This is a genomic window from Streptomyces sp. NPDC046862, assembly GCF_040704615.1.
GTDB lineage: Bacteria > Actinomycetota > Actinomycetes > Streptomycetales > Streptomycetaceae > Streptomyces.
The window spans coordinates 79,718-96,295 of the sequence record NZ_JBEYXP010000025.1 but is presented as its reverse complement, the minus strand read 5'-3'; the positions used below and the strand labels follow the sequence as shown (position 1 = coordinate 96,295).

Annotated in this window: 12 protein-coding genes; 6 read left to right on the top strand and 6 right to left on the bottom strand. The window is 70.4% G+C overall.

From position 1 onward, the window contains the following. Positions 1-177: 177 nt before the first annotated feature. From AB0959_RS26800 to AB0959_RS26785, 4 genes are all read right to left on the bottom strand, one after another. Positions 178-1,563, bottom strand: a complete 1,386-nt coding sequence (locus AB0959_RS26800) for an acyltransferase (RefSeq protein ID WP_366829114.1) — start codon at positions 1,561-1,563, stop codon at positions 178-180. Next, positions 1,560-3,746 (bottom strand): glycosyltransferase, encoded by a 2,187-nt coding sequence (locus AB0959_RS26795; RefSeq protein ID WP_366829113.1) that lies wholly within the window; start codon positions 3,744-3,746, stop codon positions 1,560-1,562. Before AB0959_RS26795 ends, AB0959_RS26800 begins: the two co-directional genes overlap by 4 nt. Continuing rightward, a complete protein-coding gene (locus tag AB0959_RS26790) occupies positions 3,746-4,714 on the bottom strand; it encodes a hypothetical protein (RefSeq protein WP_366829112.1) in 969 nt (322 codons plus the stop codon). Before AB0959_RS26790 ends, AB0959_RS26795 begins: the two co-directional genes overlap by 1 nt. Before the next feature lie 473 nt (positions 4,715-5,187). Then, entirely contained in the window at positions 5,188-6,174 is a 987-nt protein-coding gene (locus AB0959_RS26785) for a LysR family transcriptional regulator (protein WP_366829111.1), read from the bottom strand. Between the two features lie 84 nt (positions 6,175-6,258). Here AB0959_RS26785 and AB0959_RS26780 point away from each other — a divergent pair, with 84 nt between their 5' ends. Together AB0959_RS26780 and AB0959_RS26775 are read left to right on the top strand one after the other, a co-directional pair. Beyond that, positions 6,259-7,659: an MFS transporter gene (locus AB0959_RS26780; RefSeq protein WP_366829110.1), complete on the top strand. Its 1,401-nt coding sequence runs from the start codon at positions 6,259-6,261 to the stop codon at positions 7,657-7,659. Between the two features lie 109 nt (positions 7,660-7,768). After that, the gene (locus tag AB0959_RS26775) at positions 7,769-8,593 is read left to right on the top strand and encodes an SAM-dependent methyltransferase (RefSeq protein WP_366829109.1); all 825 of its coding nucleotides are present in this window, start codon (positions 7,769-7,771) and stop codon (positions 8,591-8,593) included. A 111-nt stretch (positions 8,594-8,704) separates the two neighbouring features. On the opposite strand, the gene AB0959_RS26770 is transcribed toward AB0959_RS26775, so the two are convergent. Together AB0959_RS26770 and AB0959_RS26765 are read right to left on the bottom strand one after the other, a co-directional pair. After that, the gene (locus AB0959_RS26770; protein WP_366829108.1) at positions 8,705-9,370 is read right to left on the bottom strand and encodes a hypothetical protein; all 666 of its coding nucleotides are present in this window, start codon (positions 9,368-9,370) and stop codon (positions 8,705-8,707) included. A gap of 51 nt (positions 9,371-9,421) precedes the next feature. Beyond that, positions 9,422-10,861: a cytochrome P450 gene (locus AB0959_RS26765; RefSeq protein WP_366829106.1), complete on the bottom strand. Its 1,440-nt coding sequence runs from the start codon at positions 10,859-10,861 to the stop codon at positions 9,422-9,424. Between the two features lie 291 nt (positions 10,862-11,152). Here AB0959_RS26765 and AB0959_RS26760 point away from each other — a divergent pair, with 291 nt between their 5' ends. From AB0959_RS26760 to yicI, 4 genes are read left to right on the top strand one after another with little or no spacing between them, the layout of a single operon-like run. Then, positions 11,153-12,448 (top strand): extracellular solute-binding protein, encoded by a 1,296-nt coding sequence (locus AB0959_RS26760; RefSeq protein WP_366829104.1) that lies wholly within the window; start codon positions 11,153-11,155, stop codon positions 12,446-12,448. After that, positions 12,445-13,422 (top strand): sugar ABC transporter permease, encoded by a 978-nt coding sequence (locus AB0959_RS26755; RefSeq protein WP_366829103.1) that lies wholly within the window; start codon positions 12,445-12,447, stop codon positions 13,420-13,422. Before AB0959_RS26760 ends, AB0959_RS26755 begins: the two co-directional genes overlap by 4 nt. After that, positions 13,419-14,288, top strand: a complete 870-nt coding sequence (locus AB0959_RS26750; RefSeq protein ID WP_366829102.1) for a carbohydrate ABC transporter permease — start codon at positions 13,419-13,421, stop codon at positions 14,286-14,288. The genes AB0959_RS26755 and AB0959_RS26750 overlap by 4 nt, the downstream gene beginning before the upstream one ends. 22 nt (positions 14,289-14,310) lie before the next feature. After that, positions 14,311-16,575: an alpha-xylosidase gene (gene yicI / locus AB0959_RS26745; RefSeq protein ID WP_366829101.1), complete on the top strand. Its 2,265-nt coding sequence runs from the start codon at positions 14,311-14,313 to the stop codon at positions 16,573-16,575. Positions 16,576-16,578: the final 3 nt, after the last annotated feature.

Genomic DNA, 16,578 nt, shown 5'->3' with positions numbered 1-16,578 from the left:
CCGTAACCGTCGTACGGCGGCCGGCCGGGAGGCTGGGTCATGGGGTCTCACTCCTCGCTCGCGTCGGTGAGCCAGGACGCCCCCCACGCGCCCCAAAGATCCACCCGGCCGCACCCGCACGCAAGGGCGTTCCGCGCTCGGTTACGCACTCGGTACACGCCCAAGTACCCCCCGGAATCAGGCCTTTCGCCTGCTTCCCCCGCGCTTCGCGCCGTTCGGCCACAGCCGCGGGCTGCGCTTGGCGGCGACGTCCTCGATCCAGCCCAGCGCCACGATCATCAGCCCGATCAGCGGCCACACCAGCACGAACATCCATATCATGTACGTCGTGTCGAGTGCCGCGACCGCGCGGTCGCTCTGCATGAACGGGAGTTCGTAGATCGGATCGAGGAGCGGGACCGTCGCCATGATCAGGAGGTTGTGCCAGAGGTAGATCGTGACGGCCCGGTTGTTGGACAGGGTGATCAGCTTGTCCCAGCGTGCCAGCCTGCCCGGCAGTTCCTGCCAGGACGGGGAGTACTGCAGGAGGATGACCACGAACCCGAAGGACCAGGTGGCCTGGGCCAGCGGGATGTCGTTCAGGTCCCAGCCGTCCGGGCCCAGGTGGCCCGACGCCCACCACAGGCCGAAGGCCATGACGAGTACCGAGCAGGAGACCGCCATGTAGCGGGGGATCCTCGCCAGGAAGCCCTCGTGGTGGGCCATGCCCAGGACCCAGCAACTGCCGTAGACCGCGAAGTCGGTGACGGCGTTGCCCGTCTCGCCGGGGATCGTGACCAGGCCCGTGCCCACGACCGCCGTCAGGGCGAGCGGGGCCAGCAGCGTCGCCCACGGCACCCTGCGGAACGCCCACAGCAGCAGTGGGGACGCGACCACGAACCACAGGTACGCGCGCAGGTACCACAGCACGCCCGCCGCCTGGACCGCCCAGGTGTCCTCCAGCAGACCGGACTTGGAGCCGATGCTCCAGGGGAAGGGCGGGGCGCCGATCGGGATCACGTAGTTGACCAGCTCGATCCAGCCCCACGTGGGTCCGTCGGACGACGTCCCCGGATCCCAGCCGCCCGCGAACATCAGCACCAGCGCCACCACGCTGAACGCCCAGAGCGGGGGCAGCAGTCGGCGGACCCTGCCCCGGATCACGCCCCACGCGGGACGGTTCAGCGAACGCGCCATCAGCGAACCCGCCAGGGCGAACATCACGCCCATGGAGGGGAACAGGACCGTCAGCCACGCCCAGCCGAAGAGGTGGTACACCACCACGCGGACCAGGGCGATGGTCCGCAGCAGGTCCAGGTAGCGGTCGCGGCCGGGCTTCTTCGGCTTCGCGTCGGTCCCGGTCACCGGCTGTCGCGACTCGGGCTGTCGCGACTCGGGCTGTTTCGCTTCGGGCCGCCCGGCGTCGGACTGCTCTGCTTCCGGCTGCTCGACCTGGAGCGCCGGCCCGTCCGGAATCAGCGCCTCGTCCACCCGCTGCCGCGGCACGCCGTACGTCTCCCCGTACGAGGCCCAGTACGGGTTCTCGGCATCGGTGGATCTCTGCTGCTGGTAACCCTGGGTCATCCCACCGGCCTCCGTTCGGCTCCACTGTGTACTCGCTGCCCGGGGATGCCCTCGGGGGGCGCCCCCACCACGCCCGTGCGGCGCAGCTTCTGCCAGCGCAGACGGCCGCCGGTGAGCGCGGTGATCCAGGACTGGAGCAGGACGACGTACATCAGCTGCCGGTAGAGGATCTGCTGGAGCGGGAGTGAGATGAGGTGGGTCATGCGTTCCCGGTCGAGGCGGAAGGCGTAGGCCGCGCACACCGCCTGGATGGCGAGGACGCCCAGCCAGGCACCGATGGTCTTCTCGGTCGGGCCGAAGACGAGGCCGTAGAGGAGGAACACGTCGATCAGCGGTGCCAGCAGCGGTGCCACGACCATGAACAGCGACACCAGCGGCATGCCGACGCGGCCGAAGCGGCCGGACGCGCCCTTCTCGATGACCGAGCGGCGGTGCTTCCAGATCGCCTGCATGGTGCCGTACGACCAGCGGTAGCGCTGCGACCACAACTGCTGGACGGTCTCGGGGGCCTCGGTCCAGGCCCGTGCCTTCTCCGCGTACACCACGCGCCAGCCGTCGCGGTGCATCGCCATGGTGATGTCGGTGTCCTCGGCGAGCGTGTCGTCGCTCATGCCGCCGACCCGTTCGAGGGCCGAGCGCCGGAAGGCGCCGACCGCGCCGGGGATCGTCGGCATGCAGCGCAGGATGTCGTACATACGGCGGTCGAGGTTGAAGCCCATCACGTACTCGATGTGCTGCCAGGCGCCGATCAGCGAGTCCTTGTTGCCGACCTTGGCGTTGCCCGCGACCGCGCCGACGCTCGGGTCGGCGAAGGGCTGGACGAGTTCGCGGACGGTGGACGGCTCGAAGACCGTGTCGCCGTCCATCATCACGATCAGGTGGTGACGGGCGTTGCGCAGGCCGCGGTTGAGGGCGGCCGGCTTGCCCGCGTTGTGCTGGCGGACGACGCGCACATTGGGCAGGCGCATGTTCTCGACGATGCGGGCCGTGCCGTCGCTGGAGCCGTCGTCGATGACGATGACCTCGATCGGATGCTCGCTCGCCATCAGCGAGTTCACCGTGTTCTCGATGCACTTGGCCTCGTTGTACGCGGGCACGAGCACCGAGACCGGTTCGGTGACCGGGGCGGCCGGGCCCCAGCGGAAGTTCTTTCTGCGTACGCGGCGGGCGTGCACGCCGGACAGCAGGAGCATCAGGCCGAAGCGGGTGAAGACGAGGACGCCGATGACGGCGAGCCCGACCACGAGACCGTCGGTGATGTGCTCCGAGGCCTGGACGAGGACGATCCACGCCTCACCCTTGAGCGCGTCGAGCCCGTCTACCTGGGTGTGCGCGCTGGGCACGTCCAGGGCCTCGCTGAGGTTGTCGAGCTCGTACCCCCGCTCCTTGAGCATGGGGATGAACGTGTCGAGGGCCGCGACCGTCTGGGCGCGGTTGCCGCCCGAGTCGTGCATGAGGACGATCGCGCCCTTGCCGCCCTTGGGCATGGAGCGGCGGATGATCTCGTCGACGCCCGGGCGCTGCCAGTCCTCGCTGTCGGTGTTGTTGACGATGGTGATGTAGCCGCGGGAGCCGATGTACTCGGTGACCGGCCAGGACTTGTTGTCCATGGCGTCGGCGAACGACGAGTACGGGGGCCGGAACAGGGAGGTGCGGACGCCGGCCGCGCCCGCGAGCGCGAGCTGGTTCTGGGACAGCTCCCAGTCGATGCGCTTCTTGGACTGGTAGGAGAGGTCCGGGTGGTTGAAGGTGTGCAGGCCCACCTCGTGGCCCTCGTCGACCATGCGCTGGACGAGGTCCGGGTAGCGGGAGGCCATGGTGCCGGTGACGAAGAAGACGGCGTGCGCCTGGTTCTTCTTCAGCACGTCGAGCACCTTGGGCGTCCACGTGGGGTCCGGACCGTCGTCGAAGGTGAGGACGAGCCGGTGGTCCGCCACGCTCAGGCTCTTGGTGCGGCCGCTGCGGGTGTCGATGACCGGACCGCCGTCGAGGATGTTCTCGGGCACCTTGTCGGAGGAGACCGGGGGCCGGACGCGGTGGTCGGCGAGGATCTCGCTGTGCACGTAGCCGCGCAGCATCAGCATCGCCATCAGGGCGGTGAGGACGAGGACGGGCAGCAGGTAACGCAGGGGCAGCCGACGGCGGGCGCGCGGGGCCGGGCCGTGGCGGTTGGTGCGTGCCATCAGGCGATGTTCTCCGGGGACGACGAGGAGCTGGGTGCGGCGCCCGACCCGACGGGGCCGGGGGCGGGGGCGTCTCCGGCGACGGGGTCGGAGTCCGTTCCGGTGCCGGTGCCCGTGCCGCCGTCGGTGCCCGTGGACTCCGAGGTGCTGGGCTCGGGGTCGGGCGAGGTGACGGGGTCCGACGGGTCGGGCCGTGACGGCTGCGGATCGACGCCCGGGTCCTCCGTGGTGGGGCCGGGGTCGGGCTCGTCGCTGACCGAGGGCTTCGGCGAGCCGGGGGCCGCCGGTGCGGAGGCCTCGCCCGAGGGCGAGGTGCCCGTGACCGGTGCCGTCGTGGTCCCGGCCGTGGGCGAGGTGCCGGCGCTCGGCGAAACGCTCGCCGTGCCGGACGGGCCGGCCGAGTCGGCGGGCAGCGGGGGTGCCTCGACCTCGCTCGCCGGCTCCTCGTCCTGCTGTCCGAGCCCCGGCAGCCAGGGCGCGTTGGAGTTGCCCGACAGGAGCGTGGCGCCGATGACGACGGCGTAGACCGCGCAGGCGAGGCCGACGACTATGCCGATGCGGCGCAGCCTGCTGCGGCGGCGGCCGGACTCGTCCACGAACACCGGGCCGTCCGACTCCTGCGGGGCCGGCGCTTCCTTGGCCTGCTGGACCAACCAGTCCTCCAGCTCCCGCCCCACGCCGTCGAGTTGGACGGTCACCTCGTGCGGGTCGTGGGTGTGGCCCGGCTCGTCGGACTGCTCCCAGACCCGCGACGGGTCCGGGTGCGGGTCCGGACCGGGCTGCTGCCCGGGTCTGTCCGGCACGGGGTCGACCAGCCGGGTCTCCGGGGCATCCGCGCTCCCGCCGGCGTACGGGACGTGCCCGGGCCGTCGGGTGACGGGATCGGTGAACCGCCCCCGGTCGGGGTCGCTGAACTGACGGGTTTCGGCTGCCGCGTCGTACCGCGACGGCTCCTCGGCGCGTCCCATGCCGCCTTCCGTGTCGTACTCCGTTGCCTCGCGTGATTGACGCGAGCGTGAGGAGGAGTACGGGGATCCGGTGCGCGGCGACTCAGTACCGTCGCCGGCGCCGTGACCGGATGCCGACGGCTGTCTCGGTACGCCGATGTGTTGGGTCCCCGGCCAGGACGCGGTTCTGCCGATCGCTTCCGGCCAGTCGGTCTGCTGACCGCCTGACCGCTCGCCGGCGCCGTCCCGGTCCGACGGACCGGTTCCGCTTCTGCCCTGGCGATGGTTGTTCCGCCCGTTCGGTTGGGCGTCTTTCCGCCAGTTGTCCACTCGCACGCTCATCCCCCCAAGGGACACTTTCGGGCGCGCGAACGATCCGGGCACTTCGCACTTACTTGTTCGGACCGGGCCCCCACCCGGTCCGAGCGCCCCCTCTATCACACGCGCCCGGGCCAAGAATGTAGCGCACGTGGGGGAACCGTGTGTGCAATGTGTCAGGGGCGACTCATCATATTGAGTGAATCCATGGCCGGAATCCATCCATCCCCAGGGCGTCTGAGCCACCCTTCCTCCCCCGCGAGCTCGTCCACGGCACGTCCGAGGGCCACGACTCCGGGATGCCGGAATCCCTTGCGCCACACCATCGAGACGGGTGACAGGGGAACGGGATCGACGAGGGGCCTGGTCACGGTCCCGGGCATGGCCGGAAATCCCACCACTGCGAGGACGGGGTTGCGGTTCTTGGCCATGACCCGCCGAAACTCCTCGGCCCCCACGGCGAGCGGCTCGGGCGGCGCCACCTCGATGCCGCGCCCCTCGAAGAGCCGACGCGCCAGGTCGGTCCACTCGGGCGTACGGGGGTTCCCGGCGCCCGCGTACACGGTCTCACCGGCGAGCTCGGCCAGGGGGACCTCGTCCCGCGGGGCCAGCGGGTGGTCCTCGGGAAGGATCACGGCCATCGGCTCGTACCGCACCGGCCGATGGGCGAGCCGCGCCTGGACCGCGGGGTCGAGCCCCGCGAACCGGCCGAACGACACGTCGAGCCGTCCGGCGAGGATCTCCGCGGCGGCACCGGTGAGGCCGCTCTCGTAGCGGGTCATCAGCTCCTCGCCGGGGACGAGTTCGCGGGCACGGGCGAGAACGCGCTCCCCGACGAGCCCCGGAGTGTTGACGTCGACGAACAGCGGCCGCCCCGAGGCGCCGGTGCCCGCCTTCGGGGTGAACGCCGCGACGAGCTCCTCCTGCGCCTGAAGCACCCGGCGCGCGTACGGCAGCAGCCGGGCACCGTCGGCCGTCAGGGCCACCTGCCGGGTCGTCCGCGTGAAGAGCTCGGCCCCCAGCTCCCGCTCCAGCCGCCGGATGTCACGGCTGAGCGCCTGCTGGGCGACGTACAGCCGGGCGGCGGCACGCGTGAAGTGCAGTTCCTCGGCCACGGCGAGGAAGGCGCGGAGGAGGCGGGGATCCACGGTCGGGGAGGACATCCGGCGAACTTACAACGCAGGTGCGTCAATCGCGACGGAGCAGGTGTTGGACGGTCGATCACGCGACGGACGACGGTGGTGCTCATGCCGCAACCACCCACCGACGAACCCCGCCGCCCCCTCCTCCTCACGGTCACCGCCGACACGCTGGTCGCGGCCGACTTCGCCCCGCGCGGGCAGCGGTCCCCCGGCGCCCGCGGGGGCAGCCACACCCACGGAAACAACCGCACCCCCACGAGCAGCCGGGCCCGCAGGAGCAGCCCCCTGACCCCGTACCGCCGCCTCTTCGCCCTCCCCGGCACCCGGGCCTTCACCATCGGGAACCTGATCGCCCGGCTCCCGATGGGCATGTTCAGCGTGAGCGCGGTCATCATGATCGCCGGGTCGCGGGGTTCGTACGCCCTCGCCGGCGCCGTGACCGCGACGGGCCTGCTGGCCACGGCGCTGGTGGCGCCCTGGACCGCCCGGCTGACCGACCGCCACGGGCAGGCACGGGTGGCCGTGCCCGCCACGGTGGTCGCCGTCCTGGGCAGCCTGGCGCTCCTGCTCTGCGTGCGCCGCGGCGCCCCCGACTGGACCCTCTTCCTCTGCTACGCGGCCACCGCGACGACCCCGAACACCGGAGGCATGTCCCGTGCCCGCTGGGCGCATCTGCTGCGGGACGACCCGGCGGCCCGGCACACCGCGAACTCCTTCGAACAGGCCGCGGACGAACTGTGCTTCATGCTCGGCCCGATCCTGGCGGCGTTCCTGTGCACCGCGCTGTTCCCGGAGGCGGGGACGCTGGTGGGCGCCATGCTGCTGCTGACGGGTGTGCTGGTCTTCGCGGCCCAGCGGTCGACGGAGCCACCCGCGTCGGGCCGCCCGGCTCCGTTCTCCACGGCACGCTCACCGCTCCGGGCGCCCGGCATGCCGTCCCTGCTGGCCGTCTGCCTCGCCATGGGCGCGGTCTTCGGCTCGATGGAGGTCGTCACGATCGCGTTCGCCGACGGGCACGGGCGCGAGTCGGCGGCGGGGGTCGTCCTCGCGCTGCAGGCGGCCGGTTCGTGCGTGGCGGGGCTGCTGTACGGCGCCCTGAAGCCCGGCGGCCCCGCCTCGCGGCGCCTGCCCCGGTGCGTGGCCGTGATGACGGCGCTGATGACCCTCCCCCTCCTCGCGGCCACCCTCACCGGCTCCCTCCCGGTCCTCGCCCTCACCCTCCTCCTCGCCGGCATGGCCACCGCGCCCACGATGATCACCACCATGACGCTGGTCCAGCACCACACACCCGAGGGCCGCCTGAACGAGGGCATGACACTCGCGGTGACAGGGCTGCTGGCCGGGATCGCGTCCGGTGCGGGGGCCGGGGGGTGGGTGAGTGAGCACGTGTCGGTGAGCGGGGGGTATGGAGTGCCGGTGGCCGCGGCGTCGGTGGCCCTGCTGATCGCCGCGTTCGGCGGGCGGGGCACCTCTGTCCACGAGTGGCCAAAACCCCACGGTGCGTGAGCTGTGCACGCTGACAACTCCCCTGCTTTGAAGGCGAGTTCGCCTAGGTTGGTGCTCTGATCACATTCGCCATCGCCATCGCCATCACCGATCCACAGGAGGCCCTGCCGTGTCCGAGCCCCATCCCCTGATCCACGCCGCCGCGCAGACACGGGCCAGGATCGACACCTCCAAGCCGCACTCGGCCCGCTTCTGGAACTACTTCGTCGGCGGCAAGGACCACTACGAGGTCGACCGGGAGATCGGGGACCAGATCAAGGAGATCTTCCCCGGCCTGGTCGACGTGGCGGTCACCAGCCGGCACTTCCTGGGGCGTGCCGTCCGCCATCTGGCCGGAGAGGCCGGCATCCGGCAGTTCCTGGACGTCGGCACCGGCCTGCCGACCGCCGACAACACCCATGAGGTCGCACAGCGCGTCGCCCCGGACGCCCGGATCGTGTATGTCGACAACGATCCCATCGTGCTGGCTCACGCGAAGGCGCTGCTCACCAGCACCCGCGAGGGCAGGACGGCCTACCTGGACGCCGACCTCTACGAGCCCGAGGCCGTCCTCGAGGCCGCCGCCGCCACCCTCGACCTCTCCCGGCCGGTCGCCCTGATGATCCTCAACACGCTCGGCCACGTCGCCGACTACGACCAGGCGCGCGGGCTCGTGCACCGCCTGATGGCCGGCCTCCCGTCGGGAAGCCATCTGGTGATCAGCGACAGCACGGCGACCAGTGAGGGGATGATCGCGGCGTCGGAGGCGTACAACGCGAGTGGTGCGGTGCCGTACCACGTGCGTGGCGTCGCGGAGATAGCCGGTTTCTTCGACGGTCTCGAACTGGTGGATCCGGGCGTCGTCCGAGTGCCCGAGTGGCGTCCCGACTCTCACGGTTCAGCCATTCCTGCCGCTGCCGTCGACGCTTACTGCGGGGTGGGGCGCAAACCGTGATGCCGTACCGCAAGCGAGGTCGGTAACGGCCGGATGGCTGCGGGCCACAGGTCGAGTGCGGTTGCACCGGAGACGGTGTTCAGGGCGGCCCAGCACGGGGAACGACAGGCCCTAGCCGTCCGACGAGAGTTCCTCAACCGTGTTCAGGGCTGCTTTGCATATGGCCGCCTGCACGTCGGTGTAGGCCAGAAGGTAGACAACGCGGATGCGTGACGCCGCATGCAAGCGAAAGTAGCTCACCGTCGTGGCCAACAGAGTGTCCACGGTCTTGTGCAGATCGCTGTTGCCGCCGCCGGTCCTCAGAAGAGGCAGTACGACCGAGCGCAGCGCCTCCCCGGAGTCGGCGAGCCGGTTGACCTCACCAAGGATGTTGCGGACGCACCGCTCCAGGGCCATGACCTGGCGGTAACCGGAGCCGGGTTCTCCCTCGACGGCTGCGACGTGCAGGATCCGCCGGACCTGGTGGCTCTCCTGCAGTTCTCCCGGCCCGGTGACCAGCACTTGTCCGGCCGATACGTGAGAGCGGTCCGCCATGCGCTCGGCCAAGTCCAGGGCGATGGTGTCGTGGACGTCACCACTTTGGGAGGTTCGATCGCTCTGTGGGTCGTCGTGCCGAAACGGGCGTGGTGTTCCCGCGTCGGTTTGCCGATGTGACACTTCGCGCCGAAGTGTCACATCGGGGCGGCCCGGATCTGTGGCTGCGTCGTTTCGTCGTCGTTCGCCGCCGTTGATGGCGTCTGATGGTGTCAGCCCGATGGCTTGTGCGCTGATGGGCAACTCTCACGCCCGTGTCCCGGGGGCACCCGTCTCTTCGGGACCGTCCACCCGTCACCCCACCCGTGCCGTCACCCCGCACCAAGCCGGCCCCTTCGCAATCAACGTGATCGCCGCGCCGAGCGGCACATCCTCGTCCTCCACCGCGTCGAAGTCGTGGTTCTGCAACAGCACCGCAAGCCCCAGCACCGACTCCAGCATCGACAGATGCTGCCCGATACACGCCCGCGGCCCCCCACCGAACGGAAACCACGCATAACGCGGACGACCCGCCTCCGCCTCAGGCGTGAACCGCTCGGGATCGAACCGCTCCGGTTCGTCCCAGTACCCGGGGTGCCGATGGGTCACCCACGGACTGACCAGCACATCCGCACCGGCCGGTATCCGCACACCGTCGATCTCCGTACCGGCGACCGCCCGCCGCCCGATGATCGGCGCGGACGGATACAGCCGCATCGCCTCCTTGACCACCATCGTCAGATACGGCAGCGCCTCCATGTCCTCGGCCGTGGGCGCCCGCCCGCCGGGCCCCCCGAGCACACGGTCCACCTCCTCCCGGGCCCGCCGCCGCTCCTCGGGATGCCGGCCGAGGAGGTGCAGCGCGAAGGCGAGCGCGGTCGCGGTGGTCTCGTGACCGGCGAGCAGGAAGATCAGCACCTGTTCGCGTACCTCGGTGTGGTCGAGCCGCCCGTCCTCGGCGTTCTCGGCCCGCGCGAGCAGGGTCGCGAGATCGTCGCCGGAGTCCGCCGCTCCGGTCGCCTCTCCCCCGTCTCCCCCGTCTCCGCCGTCTCCCCCGTCACGCCGGCTCTCGATGATCCTGTCGCACAGCCCGTACAGCTCCGCCTGGCGCCGCGCCGCCCGGCGGTTGGCCGGAGTCGGCCAGGTCGGCGGGGTCTTCAGCGGCGCCAGCCCCCGCTTCAGCGCGTGGTCCTGGAGCTGCGGCAGGGTCCGTTCGACGACCGCGACCGCCTCCTCCATGTCCGTGCCGAAGAGGATGCGGCCGACCACACGCAACGCGAACCGGCGCATCTCACCGATCAGTTCGACGCTCCCGCCGGGCGCCGCACGCCAGGACTCGGCGAGCTCGGCGGCCTCGACGGCGACCCCTTCCGCGTAACCGTTCACCCGGCGGCGGGTGAACAGTGGCTGCACGAGGCGGCGTTGGCGGAGGTAGTCGGCGTCCTGGCTGGTGAGCAGCCCGTTGCCGATCTGGTCCCGCACCTCCTGGTAGAAGGGCGTGTCCTTGCGGAAGTTGGCGGCCTCCGTCGCCAGTACGCGCTGCACGCCCTCCGGCGAGAACACGCCGTGCAACTCCCGCCGCAGCCCCGGCGGCCCGATCCGGAAACGCACGACGTCGCCGCACTCGCGCCGGGCGCTCAGATACGCCGCCAGCGGATCGCGGAGCAGGTCGGGCAGCGAGCCCAGCAGAGGCGTACCCGCGACTACGGGCGCCCGTGCGGCACTTCGCGTGCTTCGAGTGGTCGTGACGGTCATGGGCAAGCCCCCTCCTGCCAGCCGAACACCAATACGACCACCATAGGTGCGAACGCGGCGTTCCTCGCGCCCTTTCGGGGCGCCCCACGCATCCGAATTCCCGCACGCCCCATTGACGCACCCACAGCCCCCACATACCTTCCACCGTCGAAGCGCTTCGACGTCACGCATCGAAACGATTCGACTGTGCCGTTCGACACCCGACCCCCGACACCAGCCCCCGACCCGGCACTCGGACCGGTCCACCGCGTGGCGCCCCGAGAACCATCCGAACTCCCCTGGAGGCAGAGGATGTTGACGGCACGAAGGCGTACGGCGGCGTGGGCCGCCGCGGCTCTGAGCGGAGTCCTGCTCCTGGCCTCCTGCGGCGGTTCCGACAGCGGGTCCTCAGACGGAAAGACGCTCCGGCTGTGGCACTACGAGGGACCCGAGAGCGCGATGGGCGTGGCGTGGAACGCGGCCATCAAGGAGTTCGAGAAGACACATCCGGGCGTGAAGGTGGAGTTCGAGGAGAAGGGCTTCGAACAGATCCAGAAGACCGCCCCGATGGTCCTGAACTCCTCGGACGCGCCCGACCTCATGGAGTACAACAAGGGCAACGCGACGGCGGGCAAGCTGTCGCGGCAGGGGCTCCTCACCGACCTCACGGCGGAAGTGACCAAGCGCGGCAGGGACAAGAAGCTGAGCGCGGGGGTCCGCACCACCAGCCAGTACGACGCGGGCGGCGTCATGGGCTCCGGCAAGTGGTACGGCGTGCCCAACTACGCCGAGTACACGCTGGTCTACTACAACAAGGACCTGTTCAAGAAGTACGGCGTCGAAGAGCCCACCACGTTCGCCGAACTCACCGCCGCCATGGAGAAGTTCACCGACGAGGGCGTCACCCCGCTCGCCAACGCGGGCGCCGAGTACATCGCCCAGCAGTACCTGTACCAGCTGGCCCTCAGCAAGGCCGACCGCGCCTGGGTGGACCGCTACGAGCTGTACAAGGGCGAGAACGACTTCCGCGACGCCGCCTGGACGTACGGCGCCGAGACCTTCGCCGACTGGGTCGACAAGGGCTACGTCGCGAAGAACACCGTCGGCGCGAAGGCCGAGGACGCGGCGGTCTCCTTCATCTCCGGCAAGACGCCCATCCTGTTCTCCGGCACCTGGTGGTACGGCCGCCTCAAGACGGAGGCGAAGTTCGACTGGGGCACCTTCCTCTGGCCGGACACGAACCTCACCCTCGGCTCCGGCGGCAACCTCTGGGTGGTCCCCAAGGCGGCGAAGAACAAGGACCTCGCCTACGACTTCATCGACATCACCATGTCAAAGAAGATCCAGAACCTGCTGGGCAACAACGGCGGTGTCCCGGTGGCCGCCGACCCGGCCGCCATCACCGACCCTCGGGCCAAGCAGCTGATCGCCGGCTTCAACTCCCTGTCCGAGAAGGACGGGCTCGCCTTCTACCCCGACTGGCCCGTCCCCGACTTCTACAACACCCTCGTCTCCGAGACCCAGAAGCTGATCACCGGCAACGCCGAGCCGGACGCGTACCTGGACGCCCTCCAGGACGCGTACGACAAGGGCGCGCCGAAGCGATGACGGTGACCGTCGAACAACGGGGTGCGCGGGCCGTCGGCAGGCGCCGTCGAGGCGGCTCGCGGCGCACCCGCACCCGCACCCGTGACTCGTACGTCCTGTTCCTGCTGCCCGGCGGTCTCGCCTTCCTGGCCGTCGTGGTGGTGCCGTTCCTGATGAACACCGGTGTGAGCTTCACCGACTGGCAGGGCGTGGGCTCGCCCGACTGGTCCGGGCTCGCCAACTACCGGGAGCTGATGGACGACTCCGCCTTCTGGGCGTCCTTCCGGCACAGCCTGTTCATGGTCGTGGCGATGGCGGTCCTGCCGACGGCGATCGGGCTCGTGCTGGCCGCGGCCCTGTTCGACTACGTGGGCAAGCACTTCGGCAGCAGGGTCGCCGCCGTCCTCCGCGCCTGCTTCTACCTTCCGCAGGTGCTGCCGATCGCCGTCGCGGGCATCGTGTGGAGCTGGGTCCTCGCGCCCGACAACGGCTCGCTCAACGAGCTGCTGAAGGCCGTCGGGCTCGGTTCCTGGCAGCAGGACTGGCTCGGCGATCCCGACATCGCCCTGTACAGCGTCATGGGCGTGATGGTGTGGGTGCAGATCGGCTTCCCGCTCGTCGTCTTCATGGCGGGCCTGCAACGCGTCGACCCGCAGCTGTACGAGGCCGCCGAGCTGGACGGGGCGGGCTGGTGGCGCCGCTTCCTGCACATCACGCTGCCCCAGATCCGCCCGGAGATCCACGTCGTCCTGACGTGGTGCACGATCGCCGCGCTGAAGGTCTTCGGCGCGGTGTACGTGCTGACCAAGGGCGGTCCGGGCGGCGCGACCGACGTCCCCTCCTACTTCTCCTTCACCACGTTCTTCGAGAAGACGCAGGTGGGCTACGGCGCCGCGATCTCCACGGTCCTCACCGTGCTGGTCCTGCTGCTGGCGCTGGTCGGGCTCAGGCTCCAGACGCGCGCCGAGGACGCCGAGGAGGGTCTGCGCACATGACGAGCACGACGACAGCCGCCCCCACAGCCACCCGTACATCCGTACGCGCCTCCCTGCGCCGCTACCCGGTGCTCGTGGCCCTGGTCATCGCCGCGCTCTTCATGGTCGTGCCGTTCCTGATCGTCGCGGTCAACGCGGTGAAGTCACCCGCCGAGTACTCGGCCGACGGCCCGCTCAGCCTTCCCGACGGCCTCTACCTCGACGGCCTGAAGGACTTCTGGGAGCGCGTCGACTTCGGGCAGAAACTCTTCAACTCGTTCCTGATCAGCGGTGCGGTGGCGGCGGGTGCCGTCGTGCTGTCCGTCCTCAACGCGTACGCGATCGGCATCGGAAGGGTCAGGGGCCGCGCCTGGGTGCTGGCCTTCTTCGTCCTCGCCAACGTGCTGCCGCAGGAGGCGCTGGTCTACCCGGTCTACTACCTGAGCAAGGAAGCCGGCCTGTACGACACCCGGCTGAGCGTCATCATCGTGTTCACGGTCATCCAGGCGGCTTTCGGCACCTATCTGCTCTCGGCCGTCCTGAGCCGGTTCCCGCGCGAGATCATCGAGGCGGCCCGCATCGACGGGGCGAACCGCCGGCAGGTGCTGTGGCGGATCGTCGTCCCGGTCAGCCGGCCCACGCTCGGTGTGCTGCTGGTCTTCTTCTTCATCTGGACCTGGAACGAGTTCCTGCTCCCCCTGGTCATGCTGATCTCCAACGACAACCAGACGGTGTCGGTGGCCCTCGGCGTCCTCCAGGGCCAGCGGCTGATGGACGCCACCATGACCAACGCGGCCGCGCTCCTGGGCGTCCTGCCCGCGATCGTCTTCTTCCTGGTCTTCCAGCGGACCCTCACCCGGGGTATCGCCGTGGGGGCGGTCAAGTGACGACGAACTGGAGGTGTGGGGCTTGAAGTTCACCGACGGCTACTGGCTGCTGCGCGAGGGCGTCACCGCGGCCCATCCGCGGCAGGTCCTCGACGTCACGGAGGGTCCGGGCGGCACGCTGGAGCTCCACGCGCCGACCCAGCCCATCCGCCACCGCGGCGACCTGCTGAAGGGACCGGTCGTGACGATCAGCGCGCACGCGCCGATGCCCGACGTCATCGGCGTCACGTTCACCCACTTCGACGGAGAGGAGCCACGCGGCCCCCACTTCGAGGTCAGCGGTACGGAGTGCGGGGCCCAGACCTCGTACGACGACGACCACGCGACCCTCACCGCGGGCGCCCTCTCCGTCCGGGTCGCCCGAGGGGGCCCCTGGCAGGTCGACTTCCTCGCCCACGGCCGCACCCTCACCACCAGCGGCACCAAGGCCATGGGCATCATGCGCGACGCGACGGGCGCCCACTATCTGCGCGAGCAGCTGAACCTGGGTGTGGGCACGTCGGTGTACGGCCTCGGCGAACGCTTCGGGCCGCTCGTCAAGAACGGCCAGGTCGTCGACATCTGGAACGCCGACGGCGGCACGGCGACCGAACAGGCCTACAAGAACGTGCCGTTCTACCTGACCGACGCGGGCTACGGCGTCTTCGTCGACCACCCCGGCAAGGTCTCCTTCGAGGTGGGCTCGGAGGCGGTGTCCCGGGTCCAGTTCAGCGCCGAGAGCCAACAGCTCACGTACTACGTCATCTACGGCCCCACCCCGAAGGAGATCCTCCGCAAGTACACCGCGCTCACCGGCCGCCCGGCGCTGCCGCCCGCCTGGTCGTTCGGGCTGTGGCTGTCGACGTCGTTCACGACCTCGTACGACGAGGAGACGGTGACGTCCTTCATCGAGGGCATGCGGGAGCGCGAACTCCCCCTCTCCGTCTTCCACTTCGACTGCTTCTGGATGCGCGAGTTCAACTGGTGCGACTTCCGGTGGGACCCGCGGGTGTTCCCGGACCCGGAGGGCATGCTGGCCCGGCTCAAGGCGAAGGGGCTGCGGGTCTGCGTGTGGATCAACCCGTACATCGCCCAGCGGTCGCCGCTCTTCGCGGAGGGCAAGGCCCTCGGCCACCTGCTGCGCAGGCCCGACGGCAGCGTCTGGCAGTGGGACCTGTGGCAGCCGGGCATGGCACTGGTCGACTTCACGAGCCCGGCGGCCCGCGACTGGTACGCCTCGAAGCTGGAGGCGCTGCTCTCACAGGGCGTCGACTGCTTCAAGACGGACTTCGGCGAGCGGGTGCCGCTCGACGTGGCGTACGCGGACGGCTCGGACCCGGAGCGGATGCACAACTACTACACCTACCTCTACAACCGCACCGTCTTCGACGTGCTGCGCAAGCAACGCGGCGAGGCAGAGGCGGTCGTCTTCGCCCGCTCGGCGACGGCCGGCAGCCAGCGCTTCCCGGTCCACTGGGGCGGGGACTGCGAGTCGACGTACGAGGCGATGGCGGAGTCGCTGCGGGGCGGGCTGTCGCTGGGGCTGTCGGGCTTCGGCTTCTGGAGCCACGACATCGGCGGCTTCGAGGGCACCCCGAGCCCGGCCCTCTTCAAGCGGTGGATCGCCTTCGGGCTGCTGTCCTCGCACAGCCGGCTGCACGGCTCGTCGTCGTACCGGGTGCCGTGGCTGTTCGACGAGGAGTCCGTGGACGTCCTGCGCGAGTTCACCCGGCTGAAGCTGCGCCTCATGCCGTACCTGTACGAGGCCGCGCGCACCGCGCACACCGAGGGCGTGCCGATGATGCGGGCGATGGTGCTGGAGTTCCCCGACGACCCGGGGTGCGCGCACCTGGAGCGCCAGTACATGCTCGGGCCCGATCTGCTGGTCGCGCCCGTGTTCAGCGACGAGGGGGACGTCGCGTACTACGTGCCCGAGGGCACCTGGACGCACTTCCTGAACGGTCGCACGGTGACCGGCCCGCGCTGGGTGCGCGAGCGCCACGGGTTCAGCAGCGTGCCGCTCCTCGTCCGGCCGGGCGCGGTGATCCCGGTGGGCGCGGTGCACGACCGGCCCGACTACGCGTACGCCGACGGGGTCACCCTGCGCGCGTACGGGCTTCAGCGCGGGGCGCAGGTGACGGTGCCCGTCGGGGACGTGACGTTCACCGTGGTCCGCGAGGGGGACACCCTGCGGGCCTCGTGCGGCGACCCGGCGGCGCCCTGGGGGCTCGCGGCGGGCGGGCGCGAGGTGCGGGCGAGGGCGGGGAGCGGGTTCCTGACCCTGGAGCTGGAAGGGGAGTCCGAGTGATGG